At 61.2% G+C, this 14275-nt stretch carries 19 protein-coding genes; 3 read left to right on the top strand and 16 right to left on the bottom strand.

Annotated elements, in window-relative coordinates; all coding sequences use genetic code 11:
- Nucleotides 1–6: 6 nt before the first annotated feature.
- Nucleotides 7–732 (top strand): tRNA (guanosine(46)-N7)-methyltransferase TrmB, encoded by a 726-nt coding sequence (gene trmB / locus F475_RS01135; protein ID WP_018928698.1) that lies wholly within the window; start codon nt 7–9, stop codon nt 730–732.
- 70 nt (nt 733–802) lie between these two features.
- Here the strand turns inward: trmB and F475_RS01130 are convergent, their stop codons facing one another.
- The 10 genes from F475_RS01130 to F475_RS01085 all read right to left on the bottom strand — a co-directional run bounded on the left by F475_RS01130 (nt 803) and on the right by F475_RS01085 (nt 7691).
- On the bottom strand, nt 803–1126 hold the full coding sequence (locus F475_RS01130; RefSeq protein ID WP_018928699.1) for a DUF3392 domain-containing protein: 324 nt from the start codon (nt 1124–1126) through the stop codon (nt 803–805).
- A gap of 9 nt (nt 1127–1135) precedes the next feature.
- Nucleotides 1136–2338 (bottom strand): radical SAM family heme chaperone HemW, encoded by a 1203-nt coding sequence (hemW, locus tag F475_RS01125; protein ID WP_064620952.1) that lies wholly within the window; start codon nt 2336–2338, stop codon nt 1136–1138.
- A complete protein-coding gene (gene rdgB / locus F475_RS01120; RefSeq protein ID WP_007939349.1) occupies nt 2335–2931 on the bottom strand; it encodes an RdgB/HAM1 family non-canonical purine NTP pyrophosphatase in 597 nt (198 codons plus the stop codon). Before rdgB ends, hemW begins: the two co-directional genes overlap by 4 nt.
- Entirely contained in the window at nt 2928–3362 is a 435-nt protein-coding gene (locus F475_RS01115; protein ID WP_018928701.1) for a DUF4426 domain-containing protein, read from the bottom strand. Before F475_RS01115 ends, rdgB begins: the two co-directional genes overlap by 4 nt.
- 26 nt (nt 3363–3388) lie before the next feature.
- Nucleotides 3389–4009, bottom strand: coding sequence for a methionine biosynthesis protein MetW (metW, locus tag F475_RS01110; RefSeq protein ID WP_007939351.1), 621 nt, complete (start codon nt 4007–4009; stop codon nt 3389–3391).
- Between the two features lie 7 nt (nt 4010–4016).
- Nucleotides 4017–5156 carry a homoserine O-acetyltransferase gene (locus tag F475_RS01105; protein ID WP_018928702.1) on the bottom strand — a complete coding sequence of 380 codons (1140 nt, stop codon included), beginning with the start codon at nt 5154–5156 and terminating at the stop codon, nt 4017–4019.
- 96 nt (nt 5157–5252) lie between these two features.
- Nucleotides 5253–5546 (bottom strand): DUF167 domain-containing protein, encoded by a 294-nt coding sequence (locus F475_RS01100; RefSeq protein ID WP_007987815.1) that lies wholly within the window; start codon nt 5544–5546, stop codon nt 5253–5255.
- Between the two features lie 4 nt (nt 5547–5550).
- Nucleotides 5551–6141, bottom strand: a complete 591-nt coding sequence (locus F475_RS01095; RefSeq protein WP_019580613.1) for a YggT family protein — start codon at nt 6139–6141, stop codon at nt 5551–5553.
- A gap of 10 nt (nt 6142–6151) precedes the next feature.
- Nucleotides 6152–6970 carry a pyrroline-5-carboxylate reductase gene (gene proC, locus F475_RS01090; protein ID WP_018928705.1) on the bottom strand — a complete coding sequence of 273 codons (819 nt, stop codon included), beginning with the start codon at nt 6968–6970 and terminating at the stop codon, nt 6152–6154.
- Nucleotides 6971–7004: 34 nt separating this feature from the next.
- Nucleotides 7005–7691 carry a YggS family pyridoxal phosphate-dependent enzyme gene (locus F475_RS01085; protein ID WP_111452977.1) on the bottom strand — a complete coding sequence of 229 codons (687 nt, stop codon included), beginning with the start codon at nt 7689–7691 and terminating at the stop codon, nt 7005–7007.
- Nucleotides 7692–7747: 56 nt separating this feature from the next.
- On the opposite strand from F475_RS01085, the gene F475_RS01080 reads away from it, so the two are divergent.
- Nucleotides 7748–8782: a type IV pilus twitching motility protein PilT gene (locus tag F475_RS01080; protein WP_018928707.1), complete on the top strand. Its 1035-nt coding sequence runs from the start codon at nt 7748–7750 to the stop codon at nt 8780–8782.
- A 155-nt stretch (nt 8783–8937) separates the two neighbouring features.
- On the opposite strand, the gene F475_RS01075 is transcribed toward F475_RS01080, so the two are convergent.
- Nucleotides 8938–9558: a C40 family peptidase gene (locus F475_RS01075; protein ID WP_018928708.1), complete on the bottom strand. Its 621-nt coding sequence runs from the start codon at nt 9556–9558 to the stop codon at nt 8938–8940.
- 250 nt (nt 9559–9808) lie between these two features.
- Here F475_RS01075 and F475_RS01070 point away from each other — a divergent pair, with 250 nt between their 5' ends.
- Nucleotides 9809–10240, top strand: a complete 432-nt coding sequence (locus F475_RS01070) for a TM2 domain-containing protein (protein ID WP_018928709.1) — start codon at nt 9809–9811, stop codon at nt 10238–10240.
- A gap of 37 nt (nt 10241–10277) precedes the next feature.
- Here the strand turns inward: F475_RS01070 and F475_RS01065 are convergent, their stop codons facing one another.
- From F475_RS01065 to F475_RS01045, 5 genes are all read right to left on the bottom strand, one after another.
- Entirely contained in the window at nt 10278–11549 is a 1272-nt protein-coding gene (locus F475_RS01065; protein WP_111452976.1) for a dihydroorotase, read from the bottom strand.
- Nucleotides 11546–12550 (bottom strand): aspartate carbamoyltransferase catalytic subunit, encoded by a 1005-nt coding sequence (locus F475_RS01060; RefSeq protein WP_007939362.1) that lies wholly within the window; start codon nt 12548–12550, stop codon nt 11546–11548. The genes F475_RS01065 and F475_RS01060 overlap by 4 nt, the downstream gene beginning before the upstream one ends.
- A 27-nt stretch (nt 12551–12577) precedes the next feature.
- A complete protein-coding gene (pyrR, locus tag F475_RS01055; RefSeq protein WP_018928711.1) occupies nt 12578–13081 on the bottom strand; it encodes a bifunctional pyr operon transcriptional regulator/uracil phosphoribosyltransferase PyrR in 504 nt (167 codons plus the stop codon).
- A gap of 99 nt (nt 13082–13180) precedes the next feature.
- Nucleotides 13181–13627, bottom strand: a complete 447-nt coding sequence (gene ruvX, locus F475_RS01050) for a Holliday junction resolvase RuvX (RefSeq protein WP_018928712.1) — start codon at nt 13625–13627, stop codon at nt 13181–13183.
- Nucleotides 13627–14199, bottom strand: a complete 573-nt coding sequence (locus F475_RS01045) for a YqgE/AlgH family protein (RefSeq protein WP_018928713.1) — start codon at nt 14197–14199, stop codon at nt 13627–13629. The genes ruvX and F475_RS01045 overlap by 1 nt, the downstream gene beginning before the upstream one ends.
- Between the last annotated feature and the right edge of the window lie 76 nt (nt 14200–14275).

Genomic DNA, 14275 nt, shown 5'->3' with positions numbered 1-14275 from the left:
CCATTGATGACTGAATCAAACGACACGCCTATCCAGCAGGAAGAAGGCGAAGAGCGCCAACACCGCCGCATCAAGAGTTTCGTGATGCGCGCCGGGCGCATGACCGAAGGCCAGCAACGCGGCCTGGAGCAGGGCGCTCCGCTGTTCGTGCTGCCTCTGGCCGATGCGCCGGTGGATTTCGACCAGGTGTTCGGCCGTTCGGCGCCGCGCTCGCTGGAAATCGGTTTCGGCATGGGCCATTCGCTGTTGGAAATGGCCGCGGCCTCGCCGGAGCAGGATTTCATTGGCGTTGAAGTTCACCGTCCGGGTGTTGGCGCGCTGCTCAATGGCGTGCTGACTCAGGGCCTGACCAACCTGCGTGTCTACGATTGCGATGCGATCGAAGTGCTCAACCGTTGCATCGCCGACAACAGCCTCGACCGCCTGATGCTGTTTTTCCCGGATCCGTGGCACAAGAGCCGTCACCACAAGCGTCGTATCGTTCAGGCATCGTTCGCTGAACTGGTGCGTAGCAAGTTGAAGGTCGGCGGTGTGTTGCACATGGCCACCGACTGGGAACCGTACGCCGAGTACATGCTGGAAGTGATGAACGTCGCCCCGGGCTATCGCAACCTCGCCGAAGACGGTAAGTGCGTGCCGCGCCCGGCCGAACGCCCGATCACCAAGTTCGAACGCCGCGGCGAACGTCTTGGGCATGGCGTGTGGGATCTGAAGTTCGAAAAGCAGTCCTAAGCCGTAACGCAATACAAAATGTGGGAGCGGCGGTGCGCCGCTCCCACATTTTTTTGTGTGTTATTCGAAGTCAGCGGCGGTCTGCCACAACCCCGATCAACACCAGCACCACCAACAACACCGGCGCCAGGCTGTAGTTGTTGAACTGGCTCAAGCCTTTGATGATCCATGGCGTGGCATAGATCAGTGCTACGCCGCTGCCGACCATGCACAGCAGGGCCATCAGCGGGATGCGCAAGGCGCCGGCGATGCTGCCCAGGCGTTGGTCGACCCAGCCCTTGAGGTCGGCGCCAAACAGCACGAGCAGGCAGCCCACCAGTGCCAGAGAGATTTCCGACAGGTTGCTACGGCTCCAGCGGGACACGGTGGCGAGCAGGTCGAGTACCAGATCCATTCGATTTCCTTATGTCAGAAAAGTCTGCAGCAAGTCATTGAGAAAGAGTTGTCCGCGCATCGTGGCTGCCAGACGTGACGGTTCGACCTGCAACAAGCCACTTTGTTCGGCCTCTCGGCGGCCTTCGGCAAGGCTTTCCAGGGGCAGCCCGGTGCGCTCCGTATACAACCGCGCTTCGACGCCCTCGGTCAGGCGCAAGGCGTTCATCAGGAACTCGAACGGCAGTTCTTCGTTGGTCAGCGCTTTCTCGCCAGCCTTGAAGCTTTTGGCCGGATTGAGGTAATCCTTCGGCAGGCGAGTCTTCCAGGTGCGTACGATGCGCCCGTCCGGATGGCTGAGCTTGCCGTGGGCACCGGCGCCGATGCCGATGAAGTCGCCGAAACTCCAGTAATTGAGGTTATGCCGCGCCGGACGGCCGGGCTGGGCATAGGCCGAGACTTCGTACTGCGCGTAACCGTGCTCGGCCAACAGCGCCTGGCCGGCCTCTTGAATGTCCCACAGGGCGTCATCTTCCGGCAGCGTCGGCGGCTGGTTCCAGAACACCGTGTTCGGCTCCAGGGTCAGCTGATACCAGGACAGGTGCGTCGGCTTCAGGGCGATGGCCTGGCGCAGGTCGCTCAGGGCATCGTCCAGCGTCTGATCGGGCAAACCGTGCATCAGGTCCAGATTGAAGTTGTCGAAGCCAGCCTGGCGCGCCATGTCGGCGGCACGCACGGCTTCATCGCCGTTGTGGATCCGCCCCAGCGCCTTGAGTTTTTCTTCCTGAAAGCTCTGGATACCGATCGACAGGCGATTGATGCCCAGCGCCCGGTAAGCGCGGAATTTCTCCTGCTCGAACGTTCCTGGGTTGGCTTCCAGGGTGATTTCTATGTCGCTGGCAAACGGAATACGTTGCTCGACACCCTTGAGCAAACGGCCCAACGCCTCGGCGCTGAACAGGCTCGGCGTACCGCCACCAAAGAAGATCGAACTCAGTTCGCGGCCATAGACCGCATGCAGGTCCTGATCGAGGTCGGAGAGCAGGGCGTCCACATACTCTTGTTCCGGCAGCACTGGGCTGGCGGTGTGGGAGTTGAAGTCGCAATAAGGGCATTTGCGTACACACCACGGGATGTGGATGTACAGCGCCAAGGGCGGCAGCACAGGCAAAGCGGCCCGAGGCGAATGCGCGCCGCCGAAGATCAGCGGCGACGCGGACGATTCAATGGTCATTTCAAGCCCAGACGCTGGCGCAGCAGATCCATTGCACGGGCGCGGTGACTGATCTGGTTCTTGTCGCTGGGCTTAAGCTCGGCGCTGGAGCACTCGCGCTCCGGCACCCAGAACAGCGGATCGTAGCCAAAACCGTGCTCACCGCTGGCCTGGGTCAGGATGCGCCCATGCCACAGGCCTTCGCAAAGGATTGGCAACGGATCGTCGGCATGACGCACCAGCGCCAACACGCAGACGAATTGCGCGCCGCGCTCGGCTTGCGGCACGTCTTTCATGACGTCGAGCAGTTTGGCGTTGTTCGCCGCATCGCCTTTGCCATCAGCATAACGGGCCGAATAGATACCCGGCGCACCGCCAAGGAAATCCACTGCCAGCCCCGAATCGTCGGCCAAGGCCGGCAGGCCGGAAATACGCGAGGCATTGCGGGCCTTGAGAATGGCGTTTTCGACGAACGACAGGCCGGTTTCTTCAGGTTCGACGCTGCTGAACTCGCCGATCGAGCGCAAGTGCACCGATTCGCCCAGCATGGCCTGGAGTTCCTTGAGTTTGCCGGCGTTATGGCTGGCCAGTACGAGTTGCGTGAAATTGATCATTCGCCGGGGAAGAGCTCTTGGTTGAAATTGATGGTGTTGATTTTGTCACCGGTCTGCACCTTGATTTCAAAGGTGCGGATTTCCTGCTGTGGCACCGGATACTGGGCGATGTAGTAGACCGCGCCGGTTTCGGTGATCTGTTTGAACTGCAATGGGACGCTTTGGCTGGTCAGGTCTTTGACCGTCCCGCTGACTTGTGCGGTTTGCGGTTTGCCGTCCTTGATCACCGACACGTTGATCACGCCCTGGTTCTTGCTGCGGATCAGCTCGGCAGCCTTGGCGATGTCCGGTGTCAGATAAGTCGAGTTGAAGGTGTTGTAGTGCACTGTCACATCGCCAAATGTTTCCTGGCGTTCGCTTTTGATGACGTCGGCGGCCATGGCGGTGACGCTCAGGCAGGCAGTAAGTACAAACAGCGCTAGACGACCCATGATCGTTCTCCTCGAAGTGTCGTGATTCAGACCGCGACCTTGTGGTCCGGCAGACCGGGGCTGCTGACGCGATAGATGCCGATCTCACCTAACAGATTAGGCCATAGCTTACTGGCCCACCCGTGTCGATGCTGTTGATCCACGGCAAGTCGATCAATGACCTTGGCTTCACGTTCGCGACACAGCGCTTCAAAGTCTTCGAAGGTGCAGAAGTGAATGTTTGGCGTGTTGTACCAGGTGTACGGCAGAAACTCCGAAACCGGCATCCGGCCCTTGCTCGCCAGGTACCAGCGGCAGCGCCAGTGGCCGAAGTTGGGGAAGGTGATGATGCACTGGCGACCGACCCGCAGCATTTCGTCGAGGATCTTGTCCGGGTAATGCACGGCTTGCAGGGCCTGGGTCATGACCACGATGTCGAAACTGTTGCTGGCAAAGTTGCCCAGGCCCTTGTCCAGGTCCTGCTCGATGACGTTGATGCCTTTGGCGACGCACTCGGCAATGTTGTCCGGGTCGTTTTCCAGGCCATAGCCGGTGACCTGCTTGTGGTCACGCAGCCAGGTCAGCAGCTCGCCGTCACCGCAGCCGAGGTCGAGCACGCGGCTGCCGGCGGGGATCCATTCCTGGATGATTTCCAGATCGGCTCTCATGTCTTCCTCAAAGCGATATGCGGTTCATGTAATTGCTGAAGGCCTGCAAGTAACGCGGGATCGGAATCAGGAAGGCATCGTGGCCTTGCGGAGCGTCGATCTCCAGATAGCAGACGTCTTTCCTGGCCGCCATCAGCGCGTCCACCAGCTCCCGCGAGCGGGCAGGGGAGAAACGCCAGTCGGTGGTGAAGGACATCACGCAGAACTTGGCTTTCGCGCCTTCGAAGGTTTTCGCCAGGTCATCGTCGAAGTTCGCCGCAGGATCGAAGTAGTCCAGCGCCTTGGTCATCAGCAGGTAGGTGTTGGCGTCGAAACGTCCGGAAAACTCCTCGCCTTGATAGCGCAGGTAGCTTTCGACCTGGAACTCGACACTGTGGAAGTCGTAGTTGAGCTTTTCGCTCTTCAGACCGCGGCCGAATTTTTCGCCCATGGAGTCATCGGACAGGTACGTGATGTGCCCGACCATTCGCGCCAGCATCAGCCCGCGCTTGGGGATCACCCCGTATTCCTGGAATGAACCGCCGTGGAACTCCGGGTCGGTAAGAATCGCCTGGCGTGCGACTTCGTTGAACGCGATGTTCTGCGCCGACAGTTTCGGTGCCGAGGCGATCGCCAGGCAGTGCCGCACGCGATCCGGATAGGTGATGGTCCACTGCAAGGCCTGCATGCCGCCCAGACTGCCGCCGATCACCGCCGCCCATTGGCCGATGCCGAGCAGGTCGGCAAGGCGTGCCTGGCTGTGCACCCAGTCTTCCACGGTCAGTACCGGGAAGTCGGCGCCAAACGGCTTGCCGGTTTCCGGATTGACGCTGCTGGGGCCGGTGGAGCCGTTGCAACCGCCGAGGTTGTTCAGGCTGACCACGAAGAATTTGCGGGTGTCGATCGGTTTGCCGGGGCCGATGCAGCTGTCCCACCAACCGGGTTTGCGGTCGTCGGGGCTGTGGAAGCCGGCGGCGTGATGGTGACCGGACAAGGCATGGCAGATCAGCACGGCATTGCTCGCCGTGGCGTTCAGCGTGCCATAGGTTTCATAGATCAGGTCATAAGCGGGCAGCGAACGACCGCAGGCCAGGGCCAGGGGTTCACTGAAGTGCGCCACTTGCGGCGTCACCAGACCAACAGAATCGGGGGGGAAGGCAGCTGGCATCGACCCTGCTCTCATTGAAATGAGGCGTAAGTCTAAAGACCGCTGTGGCTAGCGGCAAGCAAAGGCCGGGCCTGATTTTCCCTCGCCACATTGAGGTCAGGCCGGGCGCACCAGATCCGGCAAATCCGGCAGCTTCTTCGGCGAACAGATCCGCACCCGCTTCTGCCGGTTCAACTCGCCGCTGATCAGGCTGACCTGGCTCTTGGAAACCCCGAACGCCTTGGCCAGAAACGCCATCAGGTACGCATTGGCCTTGCCCTCGACCGGCGGCGCCGTCAGACGGATCTTCAGGCGATCACCGTGCAGCCCGGCAAAATCATCGCTGCGGGCCGCAGGTTGCAGGTGACATTCCAGAATCAGGTCATCACCGTCCCAGCGAAAGTAGCTCACCGGATCAGATCAGCAGGCGCAGGATCTGCGGCATCATGGTCAAGGCTGCGAGGTTGTTGATCACCAGCATGTCGATCAGCTTGAGCACCATGAACGCCAGGATCGGCGAGATATCCAGGCCGCCGAGGTTTGGCAGAATCTTGCGGAACGGCGCCAGGGCCGGCTCGCAGATCTGGTTCACCAGCTCGGCGCCGGGGTTGTGGCTGCCCGGCGCGACCCAGGACAGGATCACGCTGATGATCAGGGCATAGAAGAAGATATTCAGGAACAGCGCCGTTACGCCGATCAGCGACCAGATCAGCAATTGCAGCGGGTTACCGGTGGTGCCGAAGGTCAGCAGCAGGGTCAGGGCCATCAACGCCAGTTGCACGAGGATTGCCAACACCAGCGAGGACATGTCCAGGCCGAACAGGCTCGGGATGATCCGGCGCAGTGGCTTGAGCAGTGGCTGGGTGGCTTTCACGGCGAACTGGCACAGCGGGTTGTAGAAGTTTGCGCGCACCAGTTGCAGCACGAAACGCAGCAGCACGATCAGCAGGTACAGACTGCCGAGGGTTTGCAGCACGTAAATCGCCGCAGTGTTCAATCCAATCATGTAAGGCTCCTTATTTGCCCAGTTGTTCGGCCATCTCGGCCGAGCGGTGCGCGGCGGCGCCGAGTGCTTTTTCCACCAGGGCTTCGAAGCCGCCGGCCTGGAACGCTTTGATCGCCGCTTCGGTGGTGCCCGCAGGCGAGGTCACGCGGCGACGCAGTTCAGCGGCGTCGACATCGCTGGCGACTGCCATGTGTGCAGCGCCCAGCGCGGTTTGCACGGTCAGTTGTGCAGCGATTTCGGGTGGCAGGCCGAGCTTCACGCCAGCGGCGGTCATGGCTTCGATCAGCAGGAAGAAATACGCAGGGCCAGAGCCGGAAACGGCGGTGACCGCGTCCAGTTGCTGTTCTTCGTCCAGCCACAAAGCGATGCCGACTGCCGACAGCAGCTCTTGGGCCTGCTGGCGTTGCTCGGCGCTCACTTGGGCCGTGGCGTACAAACCGCTCACACCCTGGCGCACCAGCGCCGGGGTGTTGGGCATGCAGCGCACGATCGGCTGGGCACCCAGCCAGTTGTTCATGCTGGCGCAGGTGATGCCGGCCGCAATCGACACCACCAGCTGGTTCGGCTTGAGGCTTGGGCGAATGGCTTCGCAAACGGCTTTCATCGCCTGTGGCTTGACCGCCAGCACGACCACGTCCACGCCCTCAATGGCTTGGGCGTTGTCGGCAAACACTTCGATGCCGTGTTCGGCTTTCACGCGGGCACGGGTTTCTTCGCCCGGATCGCTGGCGCGGATCTGCGCGGCGTCCAGACCTTTGGCGCGCAGGCCGCCGATCAGGCTGGCGGCCATGTTGCCGGCTCCGATAAAGGCAATACGAGTCTTGCTCATGTCAGGTCCTTATAGAGAGGTGAGTCAGCCATGTTCATGGTCGACTGTAATCGCGGGCGCCAAACAGAGCCGTACCGATACGGACCCAAGTGGCGCCCTGGGCGATGGCCGACTCGAGGTCGTGGCTCATGCCCATGGAAAGTGTGTCGAGTGGCAGGTTCAGGCTGGCTTGCAGGCTCTGCACGGCAGCAAAGGCGGCGTCCTGGGCGGCGCGATCTTCAGTCGGCTCGGGAATCGCCATCAGCCCGCGCAATTTCAAACGCGGCAGCGCACTGATGGCATCGGCCAGGCCGGGCAGGTCGGCCGGGGTGCAGCCGGATTTGCTGGCTTCACCACTGACGTTGACCTGGATGCAGATGTTCAAGGGCGGCAAATCGGCAGGGCGCTGTTCGGACAGGCGTTGTGCGATTTTCAAACGATCCACGGAGTGCACCCAGTCGAAATGCTCGGCGATAGCACGAGTCTTGTTCGATTGAATGGGGCCGATGAAGTGCCAGATCAAGGGCAGGTCGGCCAATTCGAGCTGTTTGCCCAAGGCTTCCTGCAGGTAGTTTTCGCCAAAGTCGCGGATCCCGGCGGCATAGGCTTCACGCAGGGCCTCGGCGGGCTTGGTTTTGCTCACGGCCAATAGCTGGATGCTGTTCTCATCGCGGTGGGCGGCTTTGGCTGCTGCCTGGATGCGTGAACTAACCTGAAGAGTGTTGTCTGCTATCGTGGACATCAAGAGGCGCCAGCGGTCTGAAGGTTCGCGGCATTCTACTGGAATTGAGGAGCGCTATGGATATCACTGAGCTGCTGGCTTTCAGCGCCAAACAAGGCGCGTCCGACCTGCACCTGTCCGCCGGCCTGCCACCGATGATCCGTGTCGATGGCGATGTGCGACGCATCAACTTGCCGGCCTTGGACCACAAGGAAGTGCATGACCTGATCTACGACATCATGAACGACCTCCAGCGGGTGGACTTCGAGAAGCATCTTGAAACCGACTTTTCCTTCGAAGTGCCCGGCGTGGCGCGTTTCCGGGTCAATGCCTTCAACCAGAATCGTGGCGCGGGCGCGGTGTTCCGGACCATTCCGTCGAAGGTCCTGAGCATGGACGATCTGGGCATGGGGGACGTGTTTCGCAAGATTACCGAAGCGCCCCGGGGCCTGGTGCTGGTGACCGGCCCGACCGGCTCCGGCAAGTCCACCACGCTGGCGGCGATGATCGATTACCTGAACAACCATCGCCATCACCACATCCTCACCATCGAAGACCCCATCGAGTTCGTCCACGAATCGCGCAAATGCCTGATCAATCAGCGTGAAGTCCATCGCGATACCCGCAGCTTCGCCACGGCCCTGCGCTCGGCCCTGCGTGAAGACCCGGACGTGATTCTGGTGGGGGAAATGCGTGACCTGGAGACTATTCGGCTGGCGTTGACCGCCGCCGAGACCGGCCACCTGGTATTCGGCACGCTACACACCACCTCGGCGGCGAAAACCATCGACCGGGTGGTGGACGTGTTTCCGGGTGACGAGAAATCGATGGTGCGCTCGATGCTCTCCGAGTCGTTGCTGGCGGTGGTGTCCCAGACACTGATCAAGAAAATCGGCGGCGGGCGGATTGCCGCCCACGAAATCATGCTCGGCACCTCGGCGATCCGTAACCTGATCCGTGAAGACAAGGTGGCGCAGATGTACTCGTCGATTCAGACCGGTGGGTCGCTGGGGATGCAGACGCTGGATATGTGCCTGAAGGATCTCGTGACCAAGGGTGTGATCAGTCGCGAGCATGCGCGGGAGAAGGCGCGGTCGCCGGATAATTTTTGAGGGTTGGAGCGCGACCTGTGGCGAGGGGGCTTGCCCCCGTTCGGCTGCGAAGCAGTCGCAAACTCGGGCGACGCGGTCTTTCTAGTAACGCTTGGTGGCAGGTTTTGGGGCCGCTCCGCGGCCCAACGGGGGCAAGCCCCCTCGCCACAATCGGATCAGCGCTGTACGACGCGCAGTTGATTCGGTTCTTTCGGCAGAACCCGCTTGGCAACCACGTAGTGGTTATCCCAATACGGCTTCTTCAGGGTGTCGATGCTTACCGACTTGCCACGGCGTGGTGCGTGGATGAAGCGGTCGTTGCCCAGGTAGATGGCCACATGGTTGACCCGGCGGCTCTTGATGTTGAAGAAGATCAGGTCGCCTGGCTTCAGTTCGTTGCGATCGACTTTCTCACCGTGACCGCTGGCCATGGCATTGGAGGTGCGTGGCAGGTCGAAGGTCGCGTCGTTGAACGCGTATTTCACCAGGCCGCTGCAATCGAACCCTTTACTTGGGCTGCTGCCACCCCAACGATAAGGTGTGCCGAGCACGTTTACCGCGCGGCTCAACACGTTGCTGCTTTCCTTGGTCGCCATCGGCGGAACCAGCTTGCCGTTGGCGCGGCTCAGTTGGGTGGAGCGTTTTACCGTCTGTTGGTTTTTGCTCGAAGGAGCAGAAACATGGGATTTTGGGGTGTAACCATTAACGTTCGGAAGACGTTGCTCACGATTGGTGGCGTGGGCGGCCAGAGGCAATAATAGGCAAATGGTTAGCCATGTCTTGAAAAATGGACGCATTAGGCAAGGCTCGTATGGGTTAGCGCGCAACTTTATAACAGCTTTTTTGTCCCTTCCGAGGCCGTTGGTCGATTCAACCTTGGGGTCAACGGAACCAAATAAGCGGAAAAAGGACGCAATTGTCTGACACAAGTCAGGCGGTACAGGGCTTTGACGGAAGTGAAGGTAGCATTTGCCGTATGTCGGCTGCCTGTAAAAAAGTCACAAAGAATTCAAGAATATTTCTCTATCGCGTGAATCGAGGTCATCCATGAACACCTATCGACAACCCGTTTCACAACAAGACACGCACAGCAAAGTGATCGGTTACCTGCTGTGGATTTTCGGTTTTACCGGGGCTCACCGCTTCTATTACGGCAAGCCGGTGACCGGGACGATCTGGTTTTTGACCTTGGGCCTGCTGGGTATTGGCTGGTTGATCGACGTGTTCCTGATTCCGGCCATGGATCGTGAAGCAGACCTGCGCTTTACCGCCGGCCCCATCGAATACAACGTCGCGTGGATTCTGCTGACGTTCCTTGGGGTATTCGGCGTACACCGGATGTATCAGGGGAAGTGGATCAGCGGGTTGCTGTACCTGGTCACGGGCGGGTTGTTCTTTCTGGGGGTGTTGTATGACTTCTGGACGCTGAACGATCAGATTTCAATTCGTAACGCGCAGAACAGAGGCGCCTTCCAGTAAGTAGTGGCGAGGGAGCAAGCTCCCTCGCCACAGGGTTCTACGTCTGGTGGCTGATCCGCCCATCCACCAGGGTGTAACGCACCACGCCCGGCAGGCTGTGGCCAATGAACGGGCAGTTTTCGCCCTTGGACAGCCAGGTTTCACCGGCCACGGTCGAGGCCGTCGGGTCAAACAGCACGATGTCTGCCGCGCCACCTACTGCCAATTTCCCTGCCGGCAGGCGCAACGCCTCGGCAGGGCCGGCACTCAGGCGTGCCAACAGCGTCGGCAGGTCGAGCAAACCGTCTTCCACCAAGGTCATCGCCAGCGGCAGCAGCAGTTCAACGCTGCTGATGCCCGGTTCGGTCGCGCCGAACGGTGCCAGCTTGGCGTCGCGCTCATGGGGCTGGTGATGGCTGGAGATGGCGGATACCACACCGGACTTCACCGCTGCCCGCAGGCCGTCGCGGTCGGCACGGGTGCGCAGGGGCGGCTGGACGTGATAGAGGCTGCTGAAGTCGATCAGCGCTTCGTCGGTGAGGATCAGTTGATACAACGCCACATCCGCCGTGACCTTCAGCCCGCGAGCCTGGGCCTGAGCGATCAGCGCTACGCCGCGCGCGCTGGTGAGCTGGCTGAAGTGCGCACGTACGCCGCTTTGCTCGACCAGCAGCAGATCCCGGGCCAGGGCCACGGTTTCGGCGGTTTCCGGAATGCCCGGCAGACCGAGGAAGCTTGCGGTCGGGCCTTCATGGGCCAGGCCACCTTCGGCCAAGTCGTGATCCTGCGAGTTGAAAATCACCGTCAGGTCGAACGTCGCCGCGTATTCCAGCGCCCGGCACAGGGTGCGGGTGTTGCGGAAGCTCTCCAGGCCATTGCCGAAGGCCACGCAGCCGGCATCGCGCAAGGCGACCAGTTCGGCCAGCTGCTCGCCGTCCAGGCCTTTGCTCAGGGCGCCGATCGGGAAAACTTTGGTGTTGCCGGCCTCACGAGCACGGTCGAGGATCAATTCGGCCACGGCCGAGGTGTCCAGCACCGGTTTGGTTTTCGGCGGGCAGCACAGGCTGGTCACGCCGCCGGCGGCGGCTGCGCGGGTTTCGCTGGCGATCGAGCCTTTGCGGCTGTAGCCCGGCTCGCGCAGGGCAACGTTCAGGTCAACCAGACCCGGGGCGGCCACCAGGCCCTTGGCGTCGATGGTGTCGACGGCAACAAAACCGGCCGGAGCAGCGCCAAGGGCGACGATCTTGCAGGCTTCAACATGGATGTCAGTCACTTGATCCAGGCCGCTGGCCGGATCGATAACGCGTGCGCCGAGAATGCTGAGCTTCACTGGGCGTTCTCCTGCTCGAATTGGCGCTGGGCTGTTTGCCCGCTCATGGCCATGGATAGCACGGCCATACGAATCGCGATGCCGTAGGTCACCTGGTTGAGGATCACCGAGTGCGGGCCGTCGGCCACCGCCGACTCAATCTCCACCCCACGGTTGATCGGCCCCGGGTGCATCACGATGGCATCGGGTTTGGCGCCGGCCAGGCGCGCGGTGGTCAGGCCGAACAGGCGGTAGAACTCGCCTTCGCTCGGCAGCAGGCCGCCGGTCATGCGCTCACGCTGCAAGCGCAGCATGATCACCACGTCGACGTCTTTCAGGCCTTCGGTCATGTCGGTGTAGACCTTCACACCGTATTGCTCGATGCCGATCGGCAGCAGGGTTTTCGGCGCGATCACGCGGATGTCCGGGCAGCCGAGGGTTTTCAGGGCCAGCATGTTCGAGCGTGCTACCCGCGAGTGCAGGATGTCGCCGACGATGGCCACCGAGAGGTTTTCGAAGCCACCCTTGTGCCGACGAATGGTGAGCATGTCGAGCATGCCCTGGGTCGGGTGCGCGTGACGGCCGTCGCCACCGTTGATGATCGCCACTTGCGGGCAGACATGTTCGGCAATGAAGTGCGCCGCGCCAGAATCACCGTGACGCACGACGAACATGTCGGCGGCCATGGCTTCGAGGTTGCGCAGGGTGTCGAGCAGGGTTTCGCCCTTGCTCGCCGATGACGTGGACACGTTCAGGGTGATCACGTCGGCCGACAGCCGCTGGGCCGCCAGTTCGAAGGTGGTGCGGGTGCGGGTGGAGTTCTCGAAAAACACGTTGCACACGGTCTTGCCGCGCAACAACGGGACTTTCTTCACTGCCCGGGCGCCGACTTCGAGGAACGAGTCGGCGGTGTCGAGGATTTCCGTCAGCAACTCGCGGCGCAAACCGTCGAGCGAGAGGAAGTGGCGTAGCTGGCCCTGATCATTGAGCTGCAGCGGGCGCTTGGTTTCTAGAGGCGTCATCGCGAGGGGGACTCTCAATAGGGCGAATTAAAGGGCGAGGTCTTGCAGTTCGAGCTTGAGTTCCGGACCGGACAACTTCACCCGTTCGTGGGCCGCCAGTGACAGGGTCGCTCCGACTATATTCGGGCGGATCGGCAGCTCAGCGGCGTCCAGGTCCAGCAGGCACACCAGTGTCACGCTGGCCGGGCGACCGTAGTCGAACAGTTCGTTCATCGCGGCGCGGATGGTCCGACCACTCATCAGTACGTCGTCGATCAGCACCAGATGCTGGCCTTCGATCTCGAAGGGCAGCGCCGAAGGGCGTACTTGCGGGTGCAGGCCGCTCTGGCTGAAGTCGTCGCGGTAGAAGGACACATCAAGGGTGCCCAGCGGCGCGTCGCTGCCCAACTCCTTGAGCAACGCCTGAGCGACCCAGATGCCACCGGTCCGAATACCGATATAACGCGGTTCGCTGATGCCACGGTTTTCCAGGTAAGCCTTGAGACGGATCGCCATCTGGCTGATCAGTTCGGCGGGATTAGGCAGGCTCATGGTTTGCTCCTTCTTGGTCCCGAGCCCTGCTTTTGGGGTATAGCGCCTGGGTGGGGGCTCGGGTTGTAGCTAAAAGAGACGCGCAGCGACTCGTCAGGATCAGGTGCTTGAGGATTCGAACAGTGCGGTGTTTTCGTCGAGCCAGCCTTGCAGTAGCAGGGCGGCGGCGATGGCATCGACCGGGTTGTCGCGGTAACTGCCTTTCTGGCCGCCACGGACCAGGCGTTCGCCTTTGGCCTCGAAGGTGGTCAGGCGTTCGTCGTGAGTATAGAAGGGCAGGTTGTAGCGGCCGTTCAGGCGCCGGGCGAATTTTTCGGCCCGCAGGCACATGTCGCTGGGCGTGCCGTCCATGTTCAACGGCAGGCCGACCACCACGGCGTCGGGTTTCCACTCTTTGATCAGGGCTTCGACCTGATTCCAGTCGGGAATGCCGTTTTGTGCCTTCAAGGTGCACAGCTCGCGGGCCTGGCCGGTAATCACCTGGCCGACCGCAACGCCGATCTGCTTGGTGCCGTAGTCGAAACCCAGAATCAGCCGCAGGGCCATCAGGCGTGCCCCGCCTGGCTGGTGAGCAGGCTGAGGTTGATACCCAGGTGCTTGGCCGCCGCTTCGAGACGTAACTCGCTGCTGGTGTTGAACAGGATGTCGGCATGGAACGGGCAAGTCAGCCAGGCGTTGTCGGCCAGTTCGGCTTCCAGTTGCCCGGCTTCCCAACCGGCATAGCCGAGGGTGATCAAACTTTTCGCGGGGCCGACGCCATCGGCGATGGCGAACAGCACGTCCTGGGAGGTCGACAGCGACAACTCGCCATCCAGATCAACGGTAGCCTGATAGGTTTTTCCCGACGGGTGCAGGACAAAGCCGCGATCGGTTTGCACCGGGCCGCCGATAAAGATCGGCACGTGCTGGCAGAGCACTGGCGGTTCGATATCGGGGCGCAATTGCTCGAGGATATCGGCCAGGTTCAGATCCTGCGGACGGTTGACCACCAGACCCATGGCACCATTGGCCGTGTGCTCGACGATGTAGGTCAAGGTGTGCGCAAAGTTCGGGTCGGCCATGTGAGGCATGGCGATCAGGAAGTGATGCTTGAGGTAGCTGGGGCTGACGTTCTTCATGAGCGCTAGTGTGGCGTTGGAGGGGCGAACTGACAAGCTGAGGATGCACAGGAAATGCCTGTGCAGGTGTCTTTTT

This window comes from Pseudomonas sp. URMO17WK12:I6 (assembly GCF_003253625.1).
Classification (GTDB): domain Bacteria; phylum Pseudomonadota; class Gammaproteobacteria; order Pseudomonadales; family Pseudomonadaceae; genus Aquipseudomonas.
Note: the sequence above shows the minus strand (reverse complement) of the source record. Positions and strands in the feature narration are given on the sequence as shown.

What these genes read in the sequence shown, in the direction of transcription:
- pyrR (WP_018928711.1), bottom strand. Translation starts at nt 13,081, where the DNA reads ATGAGCCTGCCTAATCCCGCCGAACTGATCAGCCAGATGGCGATCCGT.
- F475_RS01085 (WP_111452977.1), bottom strand. Translation starts at nt 7,691, where the DNA reads ATGTCCACGATAGCAGACAACACTCTTCAGGTTAGTTCACGCATCCAG.
- F475_RS01130 (WP_018928699.1), bottom strand. Translation starts at nt 1,126, where the DNA reads ATGGATCTGGTACTCGACCTGCTCGCCACCGTGTCCCGCTGGAGCCGT.
- F475_RS01070 (WP_018928709.1), top strand. Translation starts at nt 9,809, where the DNA reads ATGAACACCTATCGACAACCCGTTTCACAACAAGACACGCACAGCAAA.
- F475_RS01105 (WP_018928702.1), bottom strand. Translation starts at nt 5,156, where the DNA reads ATGCCAGCTGCCTTCCCCCCCGATTCTGTTGGTCTGGTGACGCCGCAA.
- F475_RS01095 (WP_019580613.1), bottom strand. Translation starts at nt 6,141, where the DNA reads ATGATTGGATTGAACACTGCGGCGATTTACGTGCTGCAAACCCTCGGC.
- F475_RS01115 (WP_018928701.1), bottom strand. Translation starts at nt 3,362, where the DNA reads ATGGGTCGTCTAGCGCTGTTTGTACTTACTGCCTGCCTGAGCGTCACC.
- F475_RS01060 (WP_007939362.1), bottom strand. Translation starts at nt 12,550, where the DNA reads ATGACGCCTCTAGAAACCAAGCGCCCGCTGCAGCTCAATGATCAGGGC.
- hemW (WP_064620952.1), bottom strand. Translation starts at nt 2,338, where the DNA reads ATGACCATTGAATCGTCCGCGTCGCCGCTGATCTTCGGCGGCGCGCAT.
- F475_RS01045 (WP_018928713.1), bottom strand. Translation starts at nt 14,199, where the DNA reads ATGAAGAACGTCAGCCCCAGCTACCTCAAGCATCACTTCCTGATCGCC.
- proC (WP_018928705.1), bottom strand. Translation starts at nt 6,970, where the DNA reads ATGAGCAAGACTCGTATTGCCTTTATCGGAGCCGGCAACATGGCCGCC.
- F475_RS01075 (WP_018928708.1), bottom strand. Translation starts at nt 9,558, where the DNA reads ATGCGTCCATTTTTCAAGACATGGCTAACCATTTGCCTATTATTGCCT.
- trmB (WP_018928698.1), top strand. Translation starts at nt 7, where the DNA reads ATGACTGAATCAAACGACACGCCTATCCAGCAGGAAGAAGGCGAAGAG.
- ruvX (WP_018928712.1), bottom strand. Translation starts at nt 13,627, where the DNA reads ATGGCCCTGCGGCTGATTCTGGGTTTCGACTACGGCACCAAGCAGATC.
- rdgB (WP_007939349.1), bottom strand. Translation starts at nt 2,931, where the DNA reads ATGATCAATTTCACGCAACTCGTACTGGCCAGCCATAACGCCGGCAAA.
- F475_RS01080 (WP_018928707.1), top strand. Translation starts at nt 7,748, where the DNA reads ATGGATATCACTGAGCTGCTGGCTTTCAGCGCCAAACAAGGCGCGTCC.
- metW (WP_007939351.1), bottom strand. Translation starts at nt 4,009, where the DNA reads ATGAGAGCCGATCTGGAAATCATCCAGGAATGGATCCCCGCCGGCAGC.